Origin of the sequence: Brevibacterium sp. SIMBA_078 (assembly GCF_046534565.1) — a bacterium.
Taxonomy (GTDB): domain Bacteria; phylum Actinomycetota; class Actinomycetes; order Actinomycetales; family Brevibacteriaceae; genus Brevibacterium.
On the sequence record NZ_JAWRYQ010000001.1, the window covers coordinates 560,578 to 585,705 of the forward strand.

Annotated in this window: 17 protein-coding genes and 2 tRNA genes; 8 read left to right on the top strand and 11 right to left on the bottom strand. The window is 65.4% G+C overall.

Going from position 1 to position 25,128, the window contains the following annotated elements:
* The first annotated feature begins 13 nt into the window (after nt 1–13).
* Nucleotides 14–1,711 carry a PucR family transcriptional regulator ligand-binding domain-containing protein gene (locus tag SB749_RS02550; RefSeq protein ID WP_410708870.1) on the top strand — a complete coding sequence of 566 codons (1,698 nt, stop codon included), beginning with the start codon at nt 14–16 and terminating at the stop codon, nt 1,709–1,711.
* Between the two features lie 87 nt (nt 1,712–1,798).
* Here SB749_RS02550 and SB749_RS02555 read toward each other — a convergent pair whose 3' ends face one another.
* The 6 genes from SB749_RS02555 to SB749_RS02580 all read right to left on the bottom strand — a co-directional run bounded on the left by SB749_RS02555 (nt 1,799) and on the right by SB749_RS02580 (nt 7,030).
* The gene (locus SB749_RS02555) at nt 1,799–2,803 is read right to left on the bottom strand and encodes an Ldh family oxidoreductase (RefSeq protein ID WP_410708872.1); all 1,005 of its coding nucleotides are present in this window, start codon (nt 2,801–2,803) and stop codon (nt 1,799–1,801) included.
* A gap of 75 nt (nt 2,804–2,878) precedes the next feature.
* Complete coding sequence (locus tag SB749_RS02560; protein WP_410708873.1) at nt 2,879–4,021, bottom strand: proline racemase family protein; 1,143 nt, start codon at nt 4,019–4,021, stop codon at nt 2,879–2,881.
* 113 nt (nt 4,022–4,134) lie between these two features.
* Nucleotides 4,135–5,382, bottom strand: a complete 1,248-nt coding sequence (locus SB749_RS02565) for an FAD-dependent oxidoreductase (RefSeq protein ID WP_410708874.1) — start codon at nt 5,380–5,382, stop codon at nt 4,135–4,137.
* A 155-nt stretch (nt 5,383–5,537) separates the two neighbouring features.
* Nucleotides 5,538–6,140, bottom strand: a complete 603-nt coding sequence (locus SB749_RS02570) for an OmpA family protein (RefSeq protein WP_410708875.1) — start codon at nt 6,138–6,140, stop codon at nt 5,538–5,540.
* The gene (locus SB749_RS02575; RefSeq protein ID WP_410708876.1) at nt 6,137–6,754 is read right to left on the bottom strand and encodes a hypothetical protein; all 618 of its coding nucleotides are present in this window, start codon (nt 6,752–6,754) and stop codon (nt 6,137–6,139) included. Before SB749_RS02575 ends, SB749_RS02570 begins: the two co-directional genes overlap by 4 nt.
* Nucleotides 6,755–6,941: 187 nt before the next feature.
* A tRNA-Ser gene (locus tag SB749_RS02580) sits at nt 6,942–7,030 on the bottom strand.
* A 376-nt stretch (nt 7,031–7,406) separates the two neighbouring features.
* Here SB749_RS02580 and SB749_RS02585 point away from each other — a divergent pair.
* Together SB749_RS02585 and SB749_RS02590 are read left to right on the top strand one after the other, a co-directional pair.
* Nucleotides 7,407–9,914, top strand: coding sequence for an LCP family protein (locus SB749_RS02585; RefSeq protein ID WP_410708877.1), 2,508 nt, complete (start codon nt 7,407–7,409; stop codon nt 9,912–9,914).
* Nucleotides 9,911–12,190 carry an FAD/NAD(P)-binding protein gene (locus SB749_RS02590; RefSeq protein WP_410708878.1) on the top strand — a complete coding sequence of 760 codons (2,280 nt, stop codon included), beginning with the start codon at nt 9,911–9,913 and terminating at the stop codon, nt 12,188–12,190. The genes SB749_RS02585 and SB749_RS02590 overlap by 4 nt, the downstream gene beginning before the upstream one ends.
* Before the next feature lie 375 nt (nt 12,191–12,565).
* Here SB749_RS02590 and SB749_RS02595 read toward each other — a convergent pair whose 3' ends face one another.
* Together SB749_RS02595 and SB749_RS02600 are read right to left on the bottom strand one after the other, a co-directional pair.
* Nucleotides 12,566–14,956, bottom strand: coding sequence for a YhgE/Pip family protein (locus SB749_RS02595; RefSeq protein WP_410708879.1), 2,391 nt, complete (start codon nt 14,954–14,956; stop codon nt 12,566–12,568).
* Complete coding sequence (locus SB749_RS02600) at nt 14,953–17,913, bottom strand: MMPL family transporter (protein WP_410708880.1); 2,961 nt, start codon at nt 17,911–17,913, stop codon at nt 14,953–14,955. Before SB749_RS02600 ends, SB749_RS02595 begins: the two co-directional genes overlap by 4 nt.
* Before the next feature lie 81 nt (nt 17,914–17,994).
* Here SB749_RS02600 and SB749_RS02605 point away from each other — a divergent pair, with 81 nt between their 5' ends.
* The 3 genes from SB749_RS02605 to SB749_RS02615 are packed head-to-tail and all read left to right on the top strand — an operon-like array spanning nt 17,995 to nt 19,804.
* Complete coding sequence (locus SB749_RS02605; RefSeq protein WP_269320691.1) at nt 17,995–18,120, top strand: hypothetical protein; 126 nt, start codon at nt 17,995–17,997, stop codon at nt 18,118–18,120.
* Nucleotides 18,117–18,779 (top strand): TetR/AcrR family transcriptional regulator, encoded by a 663-nt coding sequence (locus tag SB749_RS02610; RefSeq protein WP_410708881.1) that lies wholly within the window; start codon nt 18,117–18,119, stop codon nt 18,777–18,779. The genes SB749_RS02605 and SB749_RS02610 overlap by 4 nt, the downstream gene beginning before the upstream one ends.
* A gap of 41 nt (nt 18,780–18,820) precedes the next feature.
* Complete coding sequence (locus SB749_RS02615) at nt 18,821–19,804, top strand: hypothetical protein (RefSeq protein WP_410708882.1); 984 nt, start codon at nt 18,821–18,823, stop codon at nt 19,802–19,804.
* A gap of 15 nt (nt 19,805–19,819) precedes the next feature.
* On the opposite strand, the gene SB749_RS02620 is transcribed toward SB749_RS02615, so the two are convergent.
* Both SB749_RS02620 and SB749_RS02625 read right to left on the bottom strand, forming a co-directional pair.
* Nucleotides 19,820–20,968: a C45 family autoproteolytic acyltransferase/hydolase gene (locus SB749_RS02620; protein WP_410708883.1), complete on the bottom strand. Its 1,149-nt coding sequence runs from the start codon at nt 20,966–20,968 to the stop codon at nt 19,820–19,822.
* 54 nt (nt 20,969–21,022) lie between these two features.
* On the bottom strand, nt 21,023–22,105 hold the full coding sequence (locus SB749_RS02625; RefSeq protein ID WP_410708884.1) for an MBL fold metallo-hydrolase: 1,083 nt from the start codon (nt 22,103–22,105) through the stop codon (nt 21,023–21,025).
* A gap of 311 nt (nt 22,106–22,416) precedes the next feature.
* On the opposite strand from SB749_RS02625, the gene SB749_RS02630 reads away from it, so the two are divergent.
* Both SB749_RS02630 and SB749_RS02635 read left to right on the top strand, forming a co-directional pair.
* Entirely contained in the window at nt 22,417–23,853 is a 1,437-nt protein-coding gene (locus SB749_RS02630; RefSeq protein ID WP_410708885.1) for an APC family permease, read from the top strand.
* Nucleotides 23,854–24,129: 276 nt separating this feature from the next.
* A complete protein-coding gene (locus SB749_RS02635) occupies nt 24,130–24,669 on the top strand; it encodes an MOSC domain-containing protein (protein WP_410708886.1) in 540 nt (179 codons plus the stop codon).
* A gap of 344 nt (nt 24,670–25,013) precedes the next feature.
* Here SB749_RS02635 and SB749_RS02640 read toward each other — a convergent pair.
* Nucleotides 25,014–25,101: transfer RNA gene (locus SB749_RS02640), tRNA-Ser, on the bottom strand.
* Nucleotides 25,102–25,128: the final 27 nt, after the last annotated feature.

The window sequence follows — 25,128 nt, forward strand, 5'->3', positions numbered from 1 at the left end:
TTACACTGTGTCAATGGACACTGCACGGGAGTCGAGCGGGACATCGTTGCGCATCGCCGGTCTGCTCGAGTTCGAGGAGATCAAGGCTGCAGAGCCTGCGGTACTTGCCGGCGAGGCAGGCCTCGACCGGGCGATCCGCTGGGTCCACATCGCCGATTCCGAGCATGTCGAGCGCTTCCTCGAGGGTGGGGAGCTCGTGTTGACCACCGCCACGGCCTTCCGCCACTCGCCTGCGGCGATGACGGAGTTCCTCGACCAGCTCGAGCGCGCAGGTGCCGCTGGGACGATCATCGAACTCGTCGATGAGAACTCGACCCACGATGAGAGAGCACGCGAGATCGCGGCCGCGGCCGCCTCGGCGAGGGAACTGCCCGTCATCGTCCTGCCGCGTCGGGTGAAGTTCGTCAGGATCACCGAGCTCGCGCACCGCAGCCTTCTCGCACAGCAGATATCGCGGCTCGAACATGCCCGGGAGATCCACGAGACGTACACGCAGCTGAGCCTCGATCGGGCCGAGGCGCAGACGATCGTCGATCGTACGGCCGAGCTGTTGGGCACGGCGGTGGTCCTCGAGGATGTGTCACATCGGGTGCTCGCGCATTCCGGCCGTGGTTCGCAGGCTCTCGCACAGAAGTGGGTCGACCTTGTCAGCGGTGCGAGTACGACACCCGGCGGCCACGCGCCGGCGCAGTGGCGGCAGACGCCGGTGGGGCTGCGTTCTCGCCGGTGGGGCCGGCTCGTCGTGCCCGGCGCCGCCGAGTCCGTCGCCGATCTCGAGCAGGTCATCGAACGCGCCGGTGAAGCCCTGACGCTGACTCGAATGGCCGATCGCGATGAGCAGGATCTGCTGCTGCAGGCCCAAAGCGGACTGATCCGAGAGATCACGGACTCGGAGGGCATCGACGAGCGTTCAGCACGGGAGCGCGCCCGCTCTCTGGGATTCGCGCCTGCTGACAAGGCCGAACTCACCCCGGTGGTCATCCGCATCGATCGAGAGACCGACACCGATCCGACTCGCGTGCAGCTGCAAGAGCGCGGCCTGACGCAGGAGATCGCCTCTGCCGCCTCGCGCCTCAATCTGTGTCTGCTCATGACGAGCCTGCAGTCGGGTGCGTTCGGGTTCATTGTGGGGCCCGGTCGCGGGAGAAGCCGACGATCACAGCCGAGTCCGCACGGCACTGAGGAGGCCGACGACCGCCTCAACCGCCTCCTCGCCGAACTCGAGGATCTTGCCGCTAGCTGGGTGGTCGGAGTCGGGAGAGGCAGCACCTCCCTGCTGCGCGCCATCGCCGGCCTCGAAGCGGCTTCCCACGTCGCCGAGGTCGCATCGACGCTCGATGTGCGTGAGCGTGCGTTCTACCGCTCCTCGGACGTGCGCATTCGCGGGCTGCTGTCTCTGCTGGCCGAGGACTCGCGACTGCGCGCCTTCGCCGAGGGAGAGCTGGGGCCGCTGCTCGGTGAGGACGGACGTCGGGACGGCGTTCTGCCATCCGCTGGGGACTCCGCAGACGACGGACTGCTCGACTTCCTCGAGCTCTACCTCTCCCATGGCGGCAACAAGTCCGCGATGGCGCGGGCCGGGCACCTGTCTCGGCCCGCGCTCTACGCACGGATCAATCGCCTGCAGGACCGCCTCGGCGTCTCACTCGAGGATGCGGAGTCACGCACGGCATTGCACGTGGCACTGCTGTGGTGGCGGATGTACGGCTGAGGACCGTTCTCGACGGAGTCGGCGACTCCCTCCAGCGGGGTCGTGTGCTGCTCGGGACAGAGCAGGCTTCGATCGGTCGACGGCAATTCAGTCGAACAGGGAGCGAATCGTGTCGGTGATAGGGATTCCGCGTTCGGCCGTCTCGGCGCGATTGGCGTAGCGACGGTCACCGGGCTGACGATTCATACCTGCGTCGCGGAGCATATCGACGAATTCGCGCACCCGAGCGAGGTACGCGTCGTTGCCGCCGCGTTCGGGGTCGATGACGATGAAGAGCTGACCGGTCCGGAAGGTGTGGGCGCCCTCGGGGGCCTCCGCGTCGACCTCATAGGTGAAGGCACCGCCGGTCAGCCCTGCTGCGAGCGTTTCGATCATGAACGACAGCAGCGCACCCTTGTGCCCGCCGATGGGACGGATGCCGCCGCCGTCGAGGATGGCGTTCGGATCCGTGGTGTCCGCGCCGGTCGAGTCGACCCCGGTCCCGACCGGAACCTCCTGGCCCTCTGCCCGCAGCAGCTGCAGATCCCCGTGGGACATCGACGACGTGGAGAAGTCGAAGACGATCGGGTCCGCGTCAGCCACGGGTGTGGCGAAACCGAACGGATTGGTACTGAAGACCGGACGAGTGGCCCCCTCGGGGACAACGGCGAGCTTGCCGCTGGCGATCATCCCCATCGCCACCCGACCGTCGCGTGCAAATGCCTCGAGGTCGGGCCACAGGGCGCTGAAGTGGTGGGTGTTGCGCAGGGCGATGACGGCGACACCGGTGTCGTCGAGCGCCTGGTCGATCGCCGGCCCAGCCTCGGCGAGTGCGGGTTGGGCGAAACCGTTGTGACCGTCGATGCGAATATAGGAAGGGCCGACGACGTCGATGCTCGCTTGCGCGGCCCCATCTGCCCAACCGCGGGTCAGCGAATCGAGATAGCCGGCCACCCGGAAGACTCCGTGGCTGAGGGTACCGTCGCGTTCACAGGTGGCGCAGTTGGTCGCCAGCACGTCGGCCACCGAAGGCGAAGCGCCTGCGGCCACGAGCTTCGCTTCGATGGCCGAGACAAGGTCGTCGAAAGAGATTCGGTCGGGTTCATTCGTCATTGTGTGCTCCTCATGTGCGACTGATCGTGTCGGCGTCGACCACGGCCCTTACTCAGCAGACTATCGCTCGATAGGTCATCGGCCCTGCGGATCCTTGTCCGTTCCTCGGTTCTCGTCTGCGGGTCCCCAGTTCTCGTCTGCGGGTTCCGCAGCGCTCGTGCCGCCGCTCCAGATGTCACCGACGGTAAAGCCGATCGGGAACGGATCGTCGGGCTCGAGGACGAGCTGCTGGAATCCGGTTATCCATCCGCGCCCGGTGATCGAGGGGATCACGGCCGGCAGTCCGCCGATCTCGGTCTCTTCCTTCACCACGGCGGTGAAGGTCGTTCCCAGCATCGATTCGTGGATGAACCGCTGACCGACGGGCAGTTCGCCGCGGGCGTGCTTGGCTGCGACTCGGCCGCTCGTGCCGGTGCCGCAGGGCGAACGGTCGAACGTCCCCGTCCACGTGCTCGGATCGTCGAGGTCGACGATGCCGTTGGGCAGGACGACCGCATTGCGTCCGTCGGTGCCCTCTGTTCGGGCGGGTCCGTGTATCAGCGGCAGACCGATCGAATCGATTTCAGGGATGAGGGGATGCCTCACCTCGAAGGTCTCGTTCGCCGCCTGCCTCAACACGCTGGCAGCCCTGATGATCTCCTTGGCATTGCCAGGATCAAGAGCCACGCCGAGGTTGTCCGCCGCAGTCTGTACGTAGAACTGACCGCCGAAGACGATGTCGACGGGAATCGTCCCGTACCCAGGCACCTCGAGAGGCAGGTCGAGTCCGTGGACGAAAGCCGGGACATTGTCGAAAGTCACCGATTTCGCTCGGCCGGCCTCCACCTCGGCGCGGACCGTGACGACACCGGCGGCGGTGTCGACCCGCAGCTCGGTGACCGGTTCGCTGACGTCGACGGATCCCGTCTCGATCAGCGCCGTGACGGTGCAGATGAGGTTCGATCCGGACATCGGCTTGAACCCGCCCTGCTCCATGACGATCATTCCGAAATCGCAGCTCGGATCCGTCGCAGGCACGACGATCGGCGAGCACAGGCCGGGATAACCGCGGGGTTCGTGAAGGATGAGGTTCCGGAAGTCGTCGAGATGCTCTTCGCAGTAGCGGAGCTTCTCGGCCATCGTCGCACCTTTGACCCGCAGTCCCGAGCCGATGAGCACGCGGCCGGGTTCGCCGGCCGCGTGGACATCGACGGCCTTGATGAGCTGTCTGTTCTTCACGTTCCCTCGCCTCTGTGCGGGCCTCAGTCCACGACTTCGCTGCCAGTGACTTGCTGTGTCTTCATGAGCCCATCCTCGTCCGTTCGGGTCCGTGCGGCGTTGACGTGAATCGTTCAGAACCGGTTCGCGGACACACGAGTGAGCAGTTCACCGGGCAGCGTCGAGCTTCCATCAGTCATGAGTCCGGCAAGCAGCCGAGCAGATCCCGGTGCCAATGTCAGACCGAGCATCGAATGTCCCGAATTGATGTAGGCGTTCTTCACGGAGTCCAGGCGCCCGATGACGGGAAGTCCGTCAGGAGTCATGGGGCGCGACCCAGCCCATGGAGCCAGTTCACCGTGACCGTCGCCCCAATCACAAAATGCTTCCTGAGCCGCACGCCGGATTGCACCGACGCGAACCTCGTTGACGTCGTCGTCCGTGCTGCCGAACTCCATCGTGCCGGCGAGCCTGAGCATGCCGTTCAGCGGAGTGACGGCGACGCGAGCATCTTCGAGGGTCAGGGATGTGCGCAGCTGGATCGGAGCGGGTGAGTAGTCGATGCTGTAGCCCTTGCCCGAGTAGATCGGAATCTTCTGGCCGAGTTGCCGGGCCAACTCGCCGGACGGGACCCCGGCGGAGATGACAAGAGCTTCGGCCTTGATGACCTCCGCGTCGGAGGTGACGACTGCGGTCACGGAGTCGCCGGAGCGAACGAAGCGTCCGACACGAGTGTCTTCTCGCACGACTACGCCGAGATCGGAGAGTTTCACGAGGAGGCCCGCTGTCAGAGAATCGGGTTCGATCTGTCGGTCAGCGGAGAAGGAGAGACCGTGGCGGATGCGATCGCTGAGAGCCGGTTCGGCCTCGCGGACTTCGTCGTCATGCAGTCGCCGCGGCCGGTGGCCTGCGGCCGCGAAAGCAGGCAGGCTCGCACAGTACTCGTCGAAGCGTTCCCGAGTCTCGAAAGCCAACAGCACACCGCGGTCGTACATCTCGAAGTCGATTCCTTGAGCCTGGTACTCATCGAAGAGATCGTTCGCATCCTCGCCGAGGCGCAGGTGGAGGTCGAGTCCGGCTTCGAAGTCGCGTGTGTTGCAGTGCCTGGCCATCCGCAACAGGAATCTGAGATAGCCGGGCGCAAGGGACGGCTTGATCGATAGTGGGCTGTCGGGTTTGAACATCCATCGGATCCCCTGAAGCAGCACCCCTGGGGCAGGCACCGGGGTGCTCTCGGCGATGGCGATCTTTGCGGCATTTCCGTGGGAGGCGCCCGCACCGCAGCGGGCAGCCTCGATGACGGTGACGTCGTGTCCGCTCAGCGCCAGTTCGTAGGCGCTGGTCAGCCCGACCACGCCGCCTCCGATGATGACTGTCTTCAATCGGTTGCCCTCCGTTGGTCCCCGAATCGGCGGTTTCGCCGCCGGATGAGAGCCGACGTCACCGAAGTTGCCTCATGGATGACCATCTATTGAAAGAGACGCTATGCAGTGCTGTCAGGTTCGTCAATGGTCTCAGCCACTCTTCCCGAACAGCCTCAGTCTTCGTAGCGGATTTCGACGCGACGGTTCTTCGCCCTGCCCTCTGGGTCGTCCTTGCCGTTCTTCTCGTTCGACTCGACGGGCTCGGACTCGCCGAAACCCTTTGCCGTCACGTCAAGGTCCGAGTCCTCCGAGGTGAGCACCTCGGCGACGACCTTCGCGCGGTCTTCGGAGAGCTTCTTGTTGTAGTCGTCTTCGCCCTTGGAATCCGTATGCCCGCCGACGGTGATTTCGGAGTCGGTCGGGAGATCCGTGACGAGCTCCTTGATCTTCTTCTTCGCGGCCTCACTCAGTTCGGACGAGTCGAAGTCGAAGAGGATATCGGTGTCGAGCGTGACCACGGTATCGCCGCCACTGGCTTTGGTCGTCTCCACGTCCTCGATGCCTTTGTCCAGGTCATAGATCTCCGGTTCGAGTTCGACGATGCTCTTGTCGATCTGCGACTGGTCGGGATCGGTGAAGTCCTCCGGAGTCGGGGCATCTCGGTTGGCGATGTCCTGCGAAGTCACTGAGTCTGCGAACGCGAGTGCGGGTGGGCCGGCGACGACAATGCCGGCAGCAAGAATCACCGCTGCAGGACCGACGGCTGCCGGCTTCACGAGATCTTCACTCCGGTGGCGAGGTTCATACCGTCGACGACGGAGACCTCGACCTCGTCGACATCCGGCGGCGGGGCCGCGAAGACAGCGAAGGCGTAGTGGGTCTGGCCGGGTTTGAACTTTGTCTGTTGGACATCCGTCTGCGCTCGCTGCGGGAACTTATCCAACACGTTGTGCTTGCGCAGGTTCTGCGAGTCGACAAGGAACGGCGCCCAGCTCCCGCCCAGATAGCCGTAGAGATCGTCACCGTCGTCGTCCTCGTCGGTCTGATCAGAGTTCACACTGAACGCGAACTGCGCCACGACCGTCTCGCCCTGACGCTTCAGCGGGAACAGCTCGACAGTCATCGTTGCCTTGTCATCGCCGTCGACGGCGGCGGGGATCTCCTGGGAAGCGACAGGATCGGGAAGATCCTTCGGGTCGAGGCCGGCCGCCTCGGCGGATCCGGTTTCACCCTTCGAACCTGCGGCTTCTCCGGACTCCTGCGCGGCGCCTTGGGTCTCGGCGCCCTGGGCGTTCGGCTCCTCTGCGTCATCTCCGGACGAGCAGGCGGTCAGGGTCAGCGCCAGAGCGGCGGCGGCAGCGGACAGAGCGGTCCTGCGGATCAGGGGCATAGCGATGAGAGTTCTCCTCAGTACTCGCCGGAGCAACATCTCTGCTGGTGAGCTCCGGTGGCGCGGGGCGGACGCGGATCACCGTACCCCGGACAAGTGAACTTTCACTACATCGAACGTAAGTCGAGACGAACAGAAACGCAGAACCCCTGCGACCTGATCCAGATCGCAGGGGTTCTGCCAAACGCGGAGCCGGTGGGATTTGAACCCACGGTCCCCCTATTGGAGGACTTCACCTTAGCAGGGTGACGCTTTCGGCCGCTCAGCCACGACTCCATCCGCAATGCTGCGATCTGTTCCGGCGAATCGCACACCGACAGACCCTCCAGCACTACGGGATACAGCCTAAGGGAAAGGAGCCATCCAGGGCAAAGCGCAACTGTGGACAGTGGCCTTCGTCATAGTCGAACCGACCCGTCATGGGCGCGAATCCGGGCCGAACGTTCCCTTTGTACCGCTCCCCCACACCGGAATTCCAGCATTCATCAATGTCCAGGCGTAAAATCGGCGTGATGTGCTTTGCGGTCTGGTCTCAGATCCTCGCAGAAACACCGGTCGGAAATCCGATGCCCGCGGTGTGCCCTGCGCCGGAGTCGAGAACGGCGAGCGGGCCGTATTGCACGAGCAGACAGTTTTTTGAGGAGTAGACAACTTGCCAGAGTTTCCCCCTGACAAGCGCGGACCGCATGGGCGCGACCCCGATACCCAGACAACAGGTCGTCGGCTCCGGGCCTCCTCTCGCCCCCGGTTCCGCGGCGACACCGCCGCCAGTGAAAGCGACTCGCCACCGCAGTCGAGCTCACCGCAGCAGAATTCTCGACCGACCGAGCCTCGCCGCTCGGGATCCCAGCGTCACGACTCTCAGCAGCTGCCGACCTCGTCGGTGAACCCTCGTCAGTCCCGCACGAACTCGGACCAGAATTCCGGTCAGGACTCCACACGGTCCGCCGACGCCCGATCCGACTATTCATTCCGCACAAGCTCCCGCGGATCCGGAGATCAATCGGACAACCGACTCGGCGACAGCACCCGGGACGCAGGAACTTCGTCCCGCTCGCCGCATGCACCGCCTCCGCGTCCGGTCGCCCCGCGCACTCGCCGCGAAGCCCGAATGCTGCGTGCAGCCGCCGCCAGCGGAGCCTCTGCGGCCGGAGTGGCCGCGGCAGCAAGCTCGAACACACAGGACGATCCGGGCGCCGGTTCACGGCGCGATCCTGCCCACGATGCTCCGCGCACCTTCGCATGGGACGAATCGGCCGCCTCGGCGAGAGATTCTCGCGATGACAGCCACGCTGACACCGACACCGACACGGACTCCGCCCCGACGACGCGACGTGACGCGCGCGAACGGCACGCGGCCGGATCCCGCGGCCGGGGCCGGAAGAAGCCATCCGCCGCACGAGGCGCCCGCAGCGCCGCGGCTGCAGCAGCGGTCGGCACGGCAGCCGCAGCCGCAGCCGGCGCATCGTCTGCCGCGAGAGCAGCCGACGACAACGGCTCCGCCCACGACGAGAAGTCCACCGGTCACGAACCGGGACGGGCCCGCCGCCATTCCTCCCGCCTCGGCGAATCGTTCCCCAGCCTCGTCGGCTGGACCTCTCTGAGTACCCTGCTGCCCGGCGTCGGACTGCTGCGCACACGCTTCCGGCCCGCCGGGCTCATCGTCTTCGGTCTCTTCGTCATCACTCTGCTCGTCGGGCTCGTCTATCTGCTGGTCAAGGGACCGGTGCGTGCGGTCGCCACGATCGTCGCCAGTCCCTCGCTGCTCAACTTCCTCGCCATCGCCGCCGTGCTCGTGGCCGTGATCTGGATCCTCGTGATGGTCGTGTCCCACCTCGGGCTGCGCCGCGGTCACCGATACCGGCCCTGGCAGAACAAGATGGCCGGCGTCCTCGTCGTCTCCCTCGCCCTCATCATCGGCATCCCGCTGGGCGTCGGCTCGGTCTTCGCCCGCGTGCAGTCCGACACGGTCGCCAGCCTCTTCGGCGACAGCACCGGCAAAGCCCACAGCGCCGAGGACCTCTGGGCGGACAAGCCCTATATCAACGTCTTCCTCATGGGCCGCGACAACGGCGACGACCGTGAAGGCACCCGCCCGGACACGATGCTCGTGGCCTCCATCGACACGAAGACCGGCAATGCCGCGCTCATCTCCGTGCCCCGTAACCTCGCGTTCCCGGTCTTCCCCGAAGGCAGCGAACTCGAAAAGGCCTGGCCAGACGGATTCCGTCCCTCCGGCGACTCCTCTGAGGACCTCATCAACGCCGTGTGGCAGTGGGGCGAACAGAACCCGGATCAGATCGGCAATGCGCACGGTCTCGAACCTGGAATGTGGACGACGATGCAGGCCGTCGAAGGCTCCTTGGGCCTCAAACTCGACTATTGGGCCTCGGTCGACATGGCCGGATTCGAAGACGTCGTCGACGCCATCGGCGGAGTCAAGATCGACGTCGAACGCCCGATCCCGATGGGCGGCGGAAAATCGATGTCGGGTGTGAAGAACGAGATCTACGGCTGGGTCGATCCGGGCCCGCAGACCCTTAAGGGCAAGGACGCACTCTGGTACGTCCGCTCCCGCGAAGGCAGCGACAACTACGACCGCATGTGCCGTCAGCAGCGCATGCTCAAGACGACGCTCGAACAGGTCGATCCGCAGGAGATCGCCACGGCCTACCCGAAGCTCGCGAACTCCGCGACGCGGAACATCGCCACCTCGATCCCGCAGAACGAGATCCCTGCCTTCATCGAGCTCGCGCTGATGATGCAGAAGGGCGATGTCACCACGGTGCAGATCAACAACGACGTCACCCCCACCTATGACCCCGACTACGATGTGCTCCACAAGTGGATCCTCGGCGAGGTCAAGGGCGCATCCGACGGCGAGGAGACCCCGAAGCCGACGAACGACGGCAGCAAGTCCCAGGAATCCGAGGACAGCGCGGATTCGACCGAGGACAGCACTGAAGACACCGCCACCGAGGAACCCGCCGATTCCGCGGATGGATCCACGGATGAGGCCGGCGCCGAGGCGGACGCCACCGAAGCGGCTACGCCGGGTGAGCCCAACGCCGAAGGCAAGTGCTACCCGAAGGGCTTCAAGCCCGGTGACGACTTCCCCGGCTACCCCGGACCCAACGGCGGAACCGGCGAGCAGGGGTGAGCCAGGCTCCACAGACTCCTGCCCCCGCGGTCGCGATCATCGGTGTCGGACCGCGGGGTCTCACCGTTCTGGAGAGACTCGTGGCTCTGGCTGCGAAACGCTTCGCCGGAGCTGCCGAGGCCGCGCTGACCATCCACCTCATCGATCCGTACCCGCCCGGAGCGGGAATCGTGTGGCGCACCGACCAGCCCGAGTCTCTGCTGATGAACACCACCATCGCCGAGCAGACCGTCTTCCCCGACTCCAGCTGCAGCTTCCTCGGCGCCGACGAAGCGCCGACCGGACCGTCCATGGCCGACTGGTACCTTGCCAACGGCGGCACCGAACCGCTGCACTCGACCTTCCCCAGCCGCAGCCTCTACGGCCGCTACCTCCGCGACGCCTACCGGCGCATCCGCGAGGGCGCACCGGACTTCATCGAGATCGTCGAACACCCGACGAAGGCCGAATCTGTCATCGACCTGCCCGCGATGGACCTCCCCCCATCGGTGGCAGAGAGTTCACGGGCCACTGTCCCCGAGCAGCTCGTGCGCTGCCAGAACGGCACGACGATCGTCGCCAGCGCCGTCGTGCTCGCCGTCGGTCACATCCCCAGCGCCCAGCCGGAGGAGCGCGCCCGCCTCGCCGCTTTCGCCGAACTGGGCGGCGGGCTGTACCTGCCGCAGGGTCTGCCCGCGGAAACCCCCGTCACCGAGGTGGCCCCCGGTGAGCGGGTCATCGTCCGAGGCATGGGGCTCAACTACTTCGACCTGCAGACCCTGTTCACTCATGAGCGCGGCGGCCGCTACGAGGCGCAGCCCGGCGGACTGCTGCGGTATGTACCCAGTGGTGACGAACCGCAGTTGGCGCTGGGATCACGACGTGGAATCCCGTACCGCAGCAAACCGATCTGTCATGAACATCCTCGCCGGGACTGGCCCCTGCGGTATTTCACGAAGGACAATATCGCTCTGCTCGCCGGGATCGAGGACCTCGACGGGGAACGCAAGGCCGGTGCTCGATTCAATGATCAGCTGTGGCCGCTCATCCTCGCCGACCTGCGTCTGGCGTACTACCACACGCTCTCCCAGGTCCGCCCCGAAGCATTCGCCGATGACCCCGGCCAGCTGCGCGAGGCTATCGGCGAAGCCGTCTCGCGCCACCTGACCCGACGCACCTGGCAGGAGACCCACCCGCAGTCGGGCGAAGTCGGTTCGTCCGAGGATCGGGCCGCTGCGACCGCTCGTACTGCGGCAAGCGCCACGGCGACGTCCAGCGCTGCACGAACAGCCAGCGCCACGACCACCGAGGATGCCGCCCGCCAAGGTCGCGTCACCCGCGAGGCCTTCGCCTGGTCGGAGATCGAAGAGGCACTCGTGCCCGATCCCGCCGACCGCATGTCCCTGCACACCCTGCTCAACCCGCTCGAAGGTGAACTCTTCACCAGCCGTGAGCCGGGAGTAGCGGGCTCTCTGCACGAGTGGATGCTCGACTTCCTGCGCACTGACCTGCGCAGCTCTCTGGCAGGTCCGACCGGCAGCCCGGAGAAGGCACTCTTCACCGTGCTGTGGCAGTCCCGACTGCTGCTCAAGGAGCTCATCGTCGCAGGCCACATCGATCGCGTGAGCATCGACATGGAGATCCTCGGCTGGTTCGAGGGCTTCGTCTCCGGCATCTGCGATGGGCCTCCCCCACAGCGGATCGCCGAACTCATCGCCCTCGCCGAGGCGGGAATCGTGACCTTCATCGGCCCCGATATGCGCATCGAAGAGAACCCGGACGCACTCCGTGGGACCTCGGATGCACCCGAAGCCGAAGCAGAGAATGCAAGTTCCGGCATCGCCGCACGCCCGGACGGGTCCGAGAATCCCATTTCCGCGGTGCAGGGGCTCACCGATGAGGCGCAGGGGCCGCGGCCGGAGATCTTCACGGTCACCTCGGCGCAGGCCGCCGGAGCGATCACGGGCAGCGTCGTCATCGATGCCGCGTCCCCGACAAACTCCGTCTCACGTGCCGCCGACGTCCTGCTGTACGGGATGCTCGAACGCGGTCAGCTCACCGCGGCCCGTCTGACCTTGGACGACGGTCGGGAGAAGTTCCTCAACGGACTCGCGCTCACGTCTCGGCCGTATCGCACGATCGATGTCGAGGGCAACGTCCACCCGCGCCGGTTCGCTCTGTCGATCCAGCTGTCGTCGAAGCAGTGGGGCCTCGCGATCGCAGCCAATCCGGGAACGAACGCAGCCACGCTCAACGATTCGCACGCCGCAGCCGAGGCGATCCTCGACCTCCTCTGAGACCCCGCAGGCTCTCCCCGGAGGCCAATCGCCACGAACTCTCGGTCCACCCGCGACCCAGCGGACGCCGACGACTCAGTTCGGCCAGCGCCCCACACCAGGCAGTTGCCGAACTCCACGCCGCACAATGCACGAGGCCGGGTTCGATACACCCTGCTCTGTAATGCACAGGGAGGAAAGTGAGCATTTCAGAAATGGGTGTCCCGAAACGGACTCGGGGGCCGAGCACCGAATGCGAGCAGCCCAGTCTGGGGTGAATGGCCCTGTTTCAAACATGGGCTATTCAACTCAGACTGGGCTGTTCGCAGAGGCGCCGTGATGCGACGCGCAGCGCAGAGGCGCCGTGCTGCGCCGCGCAGCGCAGAGCCTCGGCGCCTACGCCATTTCGAGGGCGGCTTCGGGCTTCGTGGTCCGTGCCCGGACGATGGCCAGCAACGACATCACGATGCCGATGACCGCCCAGGCCAGCAGTCCGCCGTACGCGGCAGCCTGCCCGCTGGTGCCCGCGGCGATCGCAGCGAAGCCGTTCATCGACGGAGTCAGCGGCAGGATCGGCGCCACGAAGTCAAAGAACTGCGGCACCGCCCCGATCGTCCGGCCCGCCACGGCCAGCACCACGGCGATGACCGACAGGAACCGGCCCACTCCCCCGAACCACGCCACGAGCGCGAAGTTCAAGATCATGAACACGATCGCTGTGACGAACGTGAGCACCGCGATGTCGAAGCCCTGGATCGCGTCGATGTCCATCACGGTGACCGCGAGGACCGAGAGCACCAGCGCCTGCAGCACCCCGACGACGAGGCCGGGCAGCAGTCCGCGCGCCCACACGGCGAACGAGGACTTCGTCGAGAGCAGAGCCCATGCCGGGATCGGCTTGAGCACCGTGTAGGTGACTAGTCCGCCGATCCACAGGGCGAGCATGATGAGCAGCGCGATCGTCGATCCCGCCAGCACATCCGTGACGCTGTCCGTGTCCGGCGATTCGATATTCGCCGAGGCGACCTTGGCCAAGCGGTCACGTTCCGGAGCCGTGTAGGACGGCACTTCGTCCGCACCGTCCTTGACGCCGTCGGAGAACTTGCTCACGCCCTTCGCGTACTTGCCCGTACCCTCATCGAGCTTGTCGAGGCCGGCCGCGAGTTCGGAGGTGCCGGTCGCGGCCTCGGTGACGCCGTCGGTGTACTTGCCGACGCCGGTGCTGTATTCGCTCAGCCCATCGCTGAGCTGACCGGCACCGTCGGAGAGCTCCGAGGAACCGTCGGCGACCTTGCCGATGCCCTTGGACAGGGCCGGCATTCCGTCGGCGAGCTGCTGGTTGCCGTCGGCGACCCCGGCGGCACCGTCGCGCAGTCCCTTCGAGGCCTCGAGCAGCTTCGGAGCGTTCTTCGAGATGTCCTCCATGCCCTTCGTCAGATCACCGAGGCCGTCCTCGAGCCCCTTGACGAACTTGGTCACGCCGTCGGAGAGTTCCGACGCACCCTTGGCGAGGTCATCGGATCCGCCGAGGAGGGACGAGCCGTTCTGCTCCTGCTCGAGCCCGTCGACGGCCTGGTTCAGACCACCCGACGTGCCGTTGAGCAGCCCCTGAGCATAGGCCTGTTCGATGCCCTGGCAGACCTGATCGGGAGTTCCGGTCGGGCACATCTCGGCCCGTGCCTTCTCCGCCTCAGCCTTGGTCATGATGCCGGCAGCCACGAGTCCGTCGAGGTCAGGCTTCGTCCCGGCCAGCTGATCGGCTTTGTCGGCACCCTCCTTCAGCCCGTCTCGGTACTGGTGCAGTCCGTCGGAGAGGCCTGAGGCACCTTTGGACACACCGTCGGCGCCCTTCTCGAGTTCCTTGCCGCCCTTCGTGATGTCACCGAGGCCGCCTTCTCCCGAGTCTCCGGACCCGGCGAAGCCTTTGATGATCTCGTCGATGGACTTCGTGTACTCGTCGACGCCGTCGGAGAGCTCACCGGAGCCGTCGGCCAGCTTCTGCGTGCTCTCGGGCAGCTTCGAGGTCTTCTTGTCGAGTTTGCTGAGGCCCCCGGACATCTCCGAGGCACCCTTTGACAGTTCGCCGGCGCCCTTCGACAGCTCCGTGGCTCCGGACTTGAGCTCGCCGCCGTTGTCACTGAGCTGCTTCATGCCCTTGGAGAGTTCGCCGGCACCTTCGGCCGACTGTCCGGTGCCTTCCTTGAGGCCCTCGGCACCCTTGTCGAGTTCCCCGGCGGCGTCGCCGAGGTCCTTCATCTGGTCGCCCATCTTATTGAAGCCCACGTAGATGTTGTCGAGGTAGTTCTCGGTCATCTGCGTGTTGAAGGTCGTCCGCGCTACCTCGGCGACCGATCGGGAGATCTGCGTATCGAGCGCGGGAGCGGTCCCGGAGACGTCGACGTCGAGCTGCGTCTGCGTCGCCGACTTTGCATCATCGACCGAGGTCACGGCGCGGGAGAAGCCTTCGGGGATCGTCAGCTTCGCGGCGTAGGTACCGTCGGACAGCCCGTTCTGCGCATCCTCTTCGTCGGTGATGACCCAGTGGATGTTGTTCTCGTCCTCGCCCACCAGACCGCTGGTCAGCTGACGGCCGATCGGCACGGTCTTGCCGTCGACCTTCGCCCCGTCGTCGTTGTTGACGATGGCCGCTTCGATGGTCTCGAGACGATCGCCGCTCTTCCACGTGGCGAGGATGAATCCGGCCGCCACGATGATCGGGATGAGGACCAGGCCGAGGAGGGAGAGCCAGTTCACCGGCTTCTTCGAGTTCGCACGTTCGAGTCTCACGACTGCACACCTTCCATGTTGGTGCTGTCGACGGCGTGGGTGTGTTCGCCGCCTGATTCGCTGTCGGTTCCGCCCCGCTCATCGGGTCGAGCCTCGTCGAGGTCGAGGTGGAAGTAGTTCGTTTCGGGATCGAAGATCCCTGTCACGTCCCCGTCGGGCAGGCCGAGGATGACGGTGGTGCCGTCGGCGACGAGCTGCGGCAGCAGATCGCGCAGGTCCCGTGCCGGTCCGGCCGATTCCCGTGCCCCGGCTGCGAGCTTCTCCGCCCCGTCGATGACGAGCAGATCCGGCGCCGAGGCGGCCATCCGAGAGATGTCGCGCGGACTGATCATCCGGTCGGCTTCACCCCGGTTGAGGTCGAGGTAGGGAACCTGTCGACGGACCCGTCCGGCGTGTTCGGGCAGGACGTTCTGGCCGATCTTCATCTCCCCGGCCGTGAGTCCGACGCGGCCGGACACGGCGAGCAGGAGGGCTCGGCGGGAATCGCCGCTGACGACGAGGATCTGGCCGGGCAGCAGGGAGATGTCGACGCGGGCGAAGCCTCGGTCCCCGGAGTACACGCCGATTCCGCGTCCGTAGACCCGGTAGTCCGAGTTCGGCTCCGGCCAGTCGCGCAGGGCCACTTCGTGGGCGAGGCCCTCTCCTTCGACGTCGAGGCGCGGCAGGATCCGATCGAGCCACTTCGGCAGCCACCAGGCCTTGTCGCCGAGCAGCTGCATGATCGCCGGCACCAGCGACATGCGCACGAGGAAGGCGTCGACGAAGATGCCGGCGGCCAAGGCGAGCGCGATCGACTTGATGATCGGCTCGCCGGCGGGCACGAAGGCCGCGAAGACCGAGAACATGATGATCGCTGCGGCCGAGACGACGCGTGCGGAGGAGGCGAATCCGGCTCTGATGGCGTCCTTGGCCGAGGAGCCGTGGACATAGGCTTCGCGCATGCCGGAGACGAGGAACACCTCGTAGTCCATGGCCAGGCCGAAGAGGATGCCCATGACGATGATCGGCAGGAAGCTGATGACCGGGCCCGTCCCGTCGATGCCCAAGGGGCCGGCGAAGAGTCCGTCGTGGAAGACGAGGACGACCGTGCCGAACGAGGCGAAGACGGAGAGGAGGAACCCGCCGGTGGCCTTGATCGGCACCGCCACGGAGCGGAAGACCATCATGAGCAGGATGATGGAGAGTCCGACGACGAAGATGCCGAAGGGCACCAGAGCCTTGCCGAGCTGATCCGAGACGTCGATCTGGATCGCGGTGGCACCGGTGACGGCGGTGGCGAAGTCGAAGTCGTCCTCGATCTCCGTGCTCAGGTCCCGCAGCCGATCCACAGTGTCGAGGGTCGCCGGGTCGTCGGAGGCGGTCGTCGGAATGATCTGGAAGAGCCCGACGGTCGCGTCCCGGTTCGGGGTGGCCATGATGACCTGTTCGACACCGTCGACCTTCTCGATGCGCTTCTCGATCTCCTCGACGTCTCCGAGCGGATCATCGCTGGTCACGATCTGGCTGGTCATGACCAAGGGTCCGTTGTAACCGGGTCCGAAGTGCTCATCGATGAGGTCGTAGGTCGCCCGTGCCGGGGTGCCCTGTTCCTGATCTCCTGCGGTGGGCAGGGACAGCTGGAGCTGGGTGGCGGGGATCGCGAAGAGCGCGAGGCCACCGACGATGACGACGATCGTCAGCAGCGGGATCTTCGTGACGACCTTGAGCCACCCGGCGAAGAACTTGTTCATGATCGTCGGCGGGTACGGGTCGCCGCCCTCGGCGCGCGCCTCGTCGGCGATCCTCTCCCGCAGTGCCGGGTCGGTCGCCTCGGCGGGGGTTCCCGTGGAACCGTCGCCCACCTCGGTGCCGGTCGGTGATCCCTTCGCCGAGGTGGTCGTGCCCGTCGTCGCCCGCCGAGCGGCCGCGGCGTAGGCCTTCCGGTAGCGCTTCGTCGGCTTCGGGGTGATCTTGGACTTCACGAGTCCCAACAGGGCGGGAACCATCGTCAGGGAGATCATCACGGCCACGGCGACGGAGCCGGAGGCGCCGACGCCCATGATCGTGAGGAAGGGGATGCCAGCCAGGGACAGGCCGAGGAGTGCGATCATCACGGTCATGCCCGCGAAGACGACGGCGGACCCGGCCGTCGCGACGGCGCGTCCGGCCGCCTCGACGGGGTCGTGGCCTTCGGCGAGGAGGTCGCGGGCGCGGGAGACGATGAAGAGTGCGTAGTCGATGCCCACGGCCAGGCCGAGCATGAGCGCGAGCATGATCGATGAGGAGTTGATCGTCGCGAATGCGGTGCCGCCGACGATGAGCAGCACGGAGATGCCGACGCCGATGAGCGCGGTGATCAGCGGCATTCCCGCGGCGCGGAAGGAACCGAGGGTGAGCAGGAGGACGATGAAGGCGATGACGACGCCGATGCCTTCGACCCAGGAGATCTCGACACCGGTGATCTGGAAGAGCTCACCGCCGCCTTCGACCTGCGCTCCCGGCAGGGCATCGCGCAGCGGGTCGAGCGCCTCGATGAGGTTGTCGCCGGCGTCCTCCCCGACGTCCTGCTGAGTGCCGTCGTATTGGACGGAGATCATGGCCGCCGTCTCGTCTTTGCTGGTGGCGCCCTCGACGAGGTCGGAATACGGGGAGGTCACCGTGTCAACATGCGGGAGGTCCTCGATGCGGTCGATCTCGTTTTCGATCGCATCCTTGTACTTCGCATCTTCGACCGAATCGCCGTCGTCGGCGACGACGATCACCGAGGCGGAGACGCCGGCGGCTTCGGGGAACGTCGACTTCATCGAGTCCAGAGCCGTCTGCGCCTCCGAACCCGGGAGTGTGAAGTCATTGTCGAAGTCCTTGGAGAAGGCGGCGACTCCGGCTCCGACGAGGACGAAGATCAGCAGCCACGCGGCGATGAAGCGCCACGGGGTCCGATACGCACGACGGCCCAGGGCGTAGAGGAAAGTTGACACGAAAACCTCGATACAAAAGTGTATTGGATACAGTATTGTATTGTTGTGCAAGACCCACCCTCCATGCAAATGGATCCCAGGTTGAGCGAGGATTCCCATGAGATGCTCAGGCGCCTCGCTCTCCGCCCCGCCGTCACAGTCGGCTCCGATGCCGGCGCAGACGACTGCACCACCTTGGCCATCGCCGACCCCACCGCAACGAAATGACGATGAACACAGACGAACTCAGCCCACGCAGACGCCAGACCCGATCCACCCTCGTTCAGGCCGGCACCTCGGTCTTCGCCGTCCGCGGCATCGACGGTGCCTCGATCGAGGAGATCTGCGAGGCTGGAGGCCTGACCCGCGGGGCGTTCTATTCGAACTTCTCCAGCCGTGACGATCTGGTGCTCGCGATCATCGAGATGCGCATCTCGGAGAACCTCGATCGCCTCGACGCCACGATCCAGCGGTGGTCCGAGCAGCTCATAGCCACTGCCGAGACACCGGAGATCAAAGCGCTGATGACGCAGTTCATCGACGATGTCTTCAATGAGAAGAAACAGACCGTGGCCGAGACGATCACGGAACAGGAGATCGAGCTCTACTGCCTGCGGGTTCCACATCTCCACGCCCGCTATGTCGAACTCAACGCCACTCAGCTCGACCGGCTGGCCGCACTCGTGACCACGGCCCTCGACGTCGCCGGCGCCACGACGAAGCAGCCGATCGGCGACTTCCTCACGGTCATGATCTCCGTATTCAACCGGATCGCCCTGACTGCGGCGGCCGGGAAGAAGATGGACGAGCACGTCGACATCGATCCGAGCCTCATCGTCGAGGTCCTCATGCATCTCATCGACTTCTGCCCCGACGACGAGAGCTGAACGCACTCGACGAACCGGCTCGAGGCACTAAGGTGGTGCCCGTGAACGAACTCCAGCGCGAATTCTCTGCTTTCATCAACAACATGGACGTCCGCCTCGGCGCGTTCGTCCTCGCCGACCTCCCCGAAACCTTCGAGAAGGAGGACGGGGAGACCGTGAAGTTCCCGAAGGACTTCGGACCGAAATCACTGCCGATGCTCGAACTCTTCGTGCTCTCGAAGTTCCCGAACACCGAAGAGATCCTCAAGCCGGAGAACCGCCGCTTCTTCGAAGGACTCATCCGCTACCTCGGCGAAACCTATCTGCGTGCGATCGGCGGCGTCTGGGACCACGACGAGTCGACAGGCAACGGGATGCCATTCATCCGCCCCGACAATGCCGACGGCCCGGCCGCCGGTGAGCCGATCCCGCTGGTGGGAATCGTGCTGGCCGCCGTCGACCAGCGCAGCGCCGAGGTATTCACCGCAGTGCTCGACAAGGCCAGGGAGCTCCTCGGCGGGGACGGCCAACCGCGCCGCAAGTGCACGGGACTCTCCCTCGGCGTGCTCAATGCCGAGAACTCGAGCGAGGAGGAGGTCGAATTCCTCACCCGCTTCATCGGCACCGTCGAACCGGGCATCGCCGCCTGGACTCAGGAGCAGGCCGATCCGAGTTCGTGGGGCTTCGACCGGGAGAGCCTCGCCCGTCTGGGCAAGCAGGTCGCGGTCCGCTACGACGGCCCCGATGACATGATCGCCGAGGACGAGACCCCCTTCACCGCCGGCGCCATGCGCTTCATCGGTGAGACGGTGCGCCGCATCGCCTTCGGCCAGTGGCGCTACGGCGCAGAACTCGAAGCCGATGATCCGCGCAGCAAGCAGCCGTTCATCCGCTTCGTCATCGGCGATCAGAATCTCGACCTCGTGCCGTGGCGGCTCATCCAGGCAGCACTGGAGAACGACGATGCGATCGCGTCTGCCCTCGACGCGGTCATCGAGATGCGCGAGCAGGAAGCCGCCGAGGCGGATGGAGCAGACGAGGACTGAGCGACCGCCGCCGGTTCAGAGTTGGAAGCGGCGGTTTCCGTGCAGACCGTCGGCCGGTGACCCGGGTGCGAGGTCGATCTGTCTGCGCGCGGGATCGATGCGCACGCTGACCAGGGTCGCCGAACGATCCCCGTAGGCGGCGCCGGGCTCCGGAGTGCAGCACACAGGCGCGTCTCCCGGTCCCGTCGTCAGCAGCTTCGTGAGATCTCCGACCGTGACGGGCCTGCCGCCACGCGCCAGCGCACGTTCGGCGTCGAAGCGCACGACCGCCTCGGCGAGGTGACGGTACCGTTCCTGCGAGGTCGAATCGGGGCGCAGCTCGAGCGCACCGTCGAGCAGATCCGGGTGCAGGAAATGGTTCGTGTGGATGAGGAACCCGGACTCCCCCGTCTCTCCGTCGGCCCCACTGCTCGCCCGCGCCCGTCGCTCGCGCTTGAGTGCACCGGCGATCTCGACCTGGACGGCCGCCTCGGCGGTGATGACCGTGATGATCGATGATGATGACGTCAAGGCGGAGTCGATGATCTCGAGCGCCTCGGCGAGGGTGCCCGCTTCGGCCAGGACACGGGCGAGGATCATGTGGATGGGCACTCCCCCGGCCGCGTCGCCGGTGTGCTTGAGGATGTTGAGCAGGACGCCGACACCGGCCTCGTTGAGACCGATCTTGCCGAGCATTCCGAACTCGGCGATGCCCACATGCCGGTGCTGCCCGGGCACGGCACCGACATCATTGAAGTGCCACAGAGTGGAGAAGTCCGCCGCCCAATCCCAGTTCTGCGCGGCCACGGAGGCGCCCGGGCTGGTGTGGCTCACGGTCGAGCATTCGGTCGGCGCGGCCGGTGCCTGGGTCATGATCTCGGTCCGGGCTACGATCTCCATGAGCTCCGTGACGTCGATGCCCGCTCCGGCGGCGACGGCTTCGACCTCCTCTGCGCCGGTCGGCCACCATTCCTGCAACCGCCGCCAACTCGACGTGGCGGCCGAGTGCACGGCCGCCTCGGTGATGGACAGATGCGAGAAGTAGCGCCGATACGCGTTCACAGTGGAGGCGATACCTGTGCGCAGCTCATCACCTCGGCGGTGGCCACGTTCGATGTGGTCGCTCGCATGGACGGCGAAGGTCACGGGCCGCACCTCGGCGGCGGGAACGAATTCGGTGCTCATGCTGATTCCTCCTTGCTGTCCCTCTTCTAATGGCTTCTTATGACCGGGCCCGGCTCAGTCCTTGCCGACGAGAGAGCCGACGCCGATGTCGATACCGAGATAATGCATGTGCGCGGCGGTTTCGGCAAGGGCGGCGAAGAGGTTGAAGTTGTGCAGGCTCTCAAAACCACGGGACCAGTGCAGACCCGCCGCGATCGAGTAGACGCTGTGGTCGTCGGTGGCCTCCATGCGGGCGCGGATCTCGCCGAGGCGCTCGTGATGGTGTTCGACGAGTTCGACCTTGCGATCGTGGAGTCCGCGGAAGCGGAAGCCATGGGCCGGCAGCACCGCCACGTCCTCGTCGAGCTCGCCGATCTTCTCCAGTGAGCGCAGGTAGTCGCCGAGGCTGTGCGTGATCGCGCCGGAATCGAGGCCGATGTTCGGGGTGATCGTCGGCAGCACATGGTCGCCGGAGAAGAACAGTTTGTCCTCGTCGCGGACGAACGCGGAGTGTCCGTAGGTGTGTCCCGGCGTCCACATGGCCGTCACTCGACCTTCGTCGAGCGGGATTTCTGTGCCGTCATCGAGGACGTGGATGTTCTCGGGCAGCTGGCTCATCGCCTGCCTGTACAGGCTCATCGAGTCGCTCTTCGAGCCGCCCTTGCTCGATCCGACCTGGAGGCTTTCGACTTCGGCCCAGCGATCCTCGGGGACACCATAGGCGCGTGCGATATTGAGGTTGGGGTCGATTCCGGTGCCGAGGTCGACGGCATTGGTGTAGAAGCGTTTGATCGCGCGCAGGTCCTCGCCGTGCATGGCGACCCAGGCGTCGGGATTCTTCGCGAGGAGTGCGGGCACGAGCCCGATGTGGTCGCGGTGGTAGTGGGTGATCGCGATTCCGTGGATGTCGGCGACCGTGAAGCCGAGGTCGTCAAGCGCCGAGGTGAGCGCCAGGTACTGATCCTTGCCGTCCCAGCCCGGGTCGATGAGGACGACGCCGGAGCCGTCGGCGAGAGCATAGCAGTAGGTGTAGACGAGAGGGTTGTTCGGGATCGGGACCGGGAGGGCCCAGACACCTTCGGCGACCTGTTCGACCGGTGGCAGGACTCGGTCCTTCCATGCCGCCGACTGTCGGGAACTGAGCGTTTCGATCGCCATACTGCTCTCACACCTCTCGTGGGGCCACATTGTCCGTTGACTGCAATCTACTCTGTTTCCCGTCGGTGCTGACGGTTCGTTCGATAACTGGTCATCGTGATGCCCGCCGGGACTACCGATATCGTTGCTGATGATGACGGTTTTCATCGGAAAGGTCACGATTTCACACTGATACCCGTCCCGATCCTCGGCGATGGTTTCGTTTTCAGTACCTTGGGCGTTAAGATCATGACGCACATCACTTCCGGGCCGGTCATCGACGGCGACGTCGACGGCCCGGTTGGCAGCAAGACTCGTTGGGGAGGATTGATATGGCTGCCTCTGGCTCACTGAAGCGCAACCTCGGGCTGTGGTCCATCGTCGGACTCGGACTCGGCTATATGACGCCGACGGTCGTCTTCGACACATTCGGAATCGTCTCCGAACAGACGAACGGAGCAGTTCCGGCGGCGTACCTCGTGGCTCTCATCGTCATGATCTTCACGGCCTTCAGCTACGGCAAGATGGTCAGGGTCTTCCCGACCGCGGGGTCGGCCTACACCTATACGCGGGAGACGATGTCACCGGGGCTCGGCTTCCTCGTCGGGTGGACCTCCCTCCTGGACTATCTGCTGCTGCCGATGGTCAACTGCCTCATCATTCGGCTCTACATGGAGTCGATGGTCCCCGATGCGCCCCCGTGGGTGTGGGTCATCGTCTATACGATCGTCATGACCGGCATCGTCCTGTCCTCGATGCGGGGGACGGCGAACATCAACGGCGTCCTCCTCGTCTTCGCGGTTGTGCTCGTCGCCACGTTCTGCGTGCTCGCCGTCATGCAGCTCAACGCCGGCGAAGGGGCCGGAGTCGTCTTCAGCCCGGAGCCGTTCATCCACGAGGGCGTCCACCTCGGCGCGGTCCTCACCGGTGCGACTGTCGTGTGCTTCTCGTTCATCGGCTTCGATGCCGTGACGATGTACACGAACGAGGCCAAGCACGTCAGCCTCATGCCGAAGGCGATCATGCTCACCGTTCTCGCCGGCGGTCTCATCTTCCTCGTCGCCGGCTACTTCGCGCAGCTGCTCTTCCCCGACAATTCGCAGTTCACCATCGTCGACGATCCGCTGCCGGAGATCGGCATTATCACCGGCGGCCACCTGTTCCAGCTATTCTTCGTGGCTGCGGCATTCGCCGCGACCGCCGCCTCGGGGCTGGCCTCGCATGCGTCGGTGTCACGGATGATGCTCGTGATGGGCCGCAACGGGGTGCTGCCGCGCAGGGCCTTCGGATACATCAACCCGAAGACGCACACTCCGGTGTTCAACATCGTGCTCGTCGGTGCGGTGTGCCTGCTGGCGATGTCGTTCAGTCTCGAGCTCATCTCGGCGCTCATCAACTTCGGTGCGCTCATCGCCTTCACCTTCGTCAACCTCACGGTCATTGCGCACTACGCCTTCCGGACCAAGCAGGTCAAGGACTTCAAGTCGGCGTTCAGCTACGTCGTGATGCCGGCCGTCGGCGCGATCCTCACAGGAGTCCTGTGGGTGAGCCTGCATGGGACCGCGCTCATCGGCGGCCTCGTGTGGCTGGCGATCGGCATCATCTACCTGGCCGTGCTGACCCGCGGATTCAAGCGCTCGGTACGCAGCTTCGACGACCCCGAAGCCGATGCCGAGATGTCCGAACCCGAGGCGCCTGCGGCCGGGGACGGCGCTGGGACGCCCGGGGCTGGCGAGGCTCCCGAGGCGGGAGCGCCGGTCCGGGACTGAGCGGTCGGCACCTGAGTGCACTATCGGCCTAACGGTGCCTATGAGCGGCTTCGAAATTCATACGCGGTGATCTTGATCAGTGCGCATGAATTTCGAACCCGCGAGTTACGACACTTAGCGCTGGGCGTGCCGTTCAAGCGCTGCATCGCTGAAATCCCGTCGTTCAAGGCGAAGCGCGGTTATCGGTAGGTCTGCCTAGCGAAAAGCGCGATCAGCCTTGAACGAGTGGAAGTGGAGTCTCTGTCGCGGGGCTGGCCCCATGGGAGAATCAGTTCCATGGTGTCCTCGGTCCGCGCAGTCCACTTCAGCCCTACGCATGATTTCAGCAAAGAGCCGATGCCCTTGATCACGCTCATCGAGGGCATCGGCGTCGCCGGTGACGCTCATTCAGGCACGACCGTTCAGCATCGCAGCAGAGTGGCCAGGGACCCGAGCACACCGAACCTCCGACAGGTCCACCTCATCCATGGCGAACTCTTCGACCACCTTAGCGACGAGGGGTTCACGGTGGAGCCGGGCAGCCTCGGGGAGAACATCACCACGGGCGGAATCGATCTGCTCGAACTGCCGGTCGGCACTCGACTGAGAATCGGTGAGGCGACGGTGGTCGTCACCGGCCTGCGCAACCCGTGCCGTCAGATCGATGACCTGCAGCCTGGCCTGATGAAGCGCCTCGTGTTCAAGGACGACGATGGCCATGTTCGCCGGCTTGCCGGAATCATGGGCATCGTCGCCCGAGGCGGAGTCGTTCGTCCGGGCGACCAGATCATCGTCGACCTTCCACCGCCGCCGCACTACCCGCTCACCACCGTCTGACGAACTCGCGGAAGGCGCTGGGGCACCCGGTGCTTCCGGCGGGCCCGAGTAGGGAGCACCCGTGCGGGATTGAGACTACGCGACTGGGTCGGTGGCAGCGGCAGCGCTCGGACCGTCGTTCAAGGCGAAGCGCGGTTATCGGTAGGTCTACCTAGCGACAAGCGCGCTCAGCCTTGAACGAGCGGAAGCAGAGGCTTTGCCGCGAGTGCTGACCCTTCTTGCTACCTGACGGCGGCCCAGCAACCTCGCGCGAGGTTGCTGGGCCGCCGTCAGGTAGCAATTGCGAACGCAGTAGCCCCCGAACTCTTCGCTGTTGACGATGAGCTCGGGGGCTTTGCACTGGGCGGAAGCGGTGGGATTCGAACCCACGGTGCGGGGTTGCCGCACAACGGTTTTCAAGACCGTCTCCTTCGGCCGCTCGGACACGCTTCCTTCGGTTCTTCCATGCCTGTGACAGCG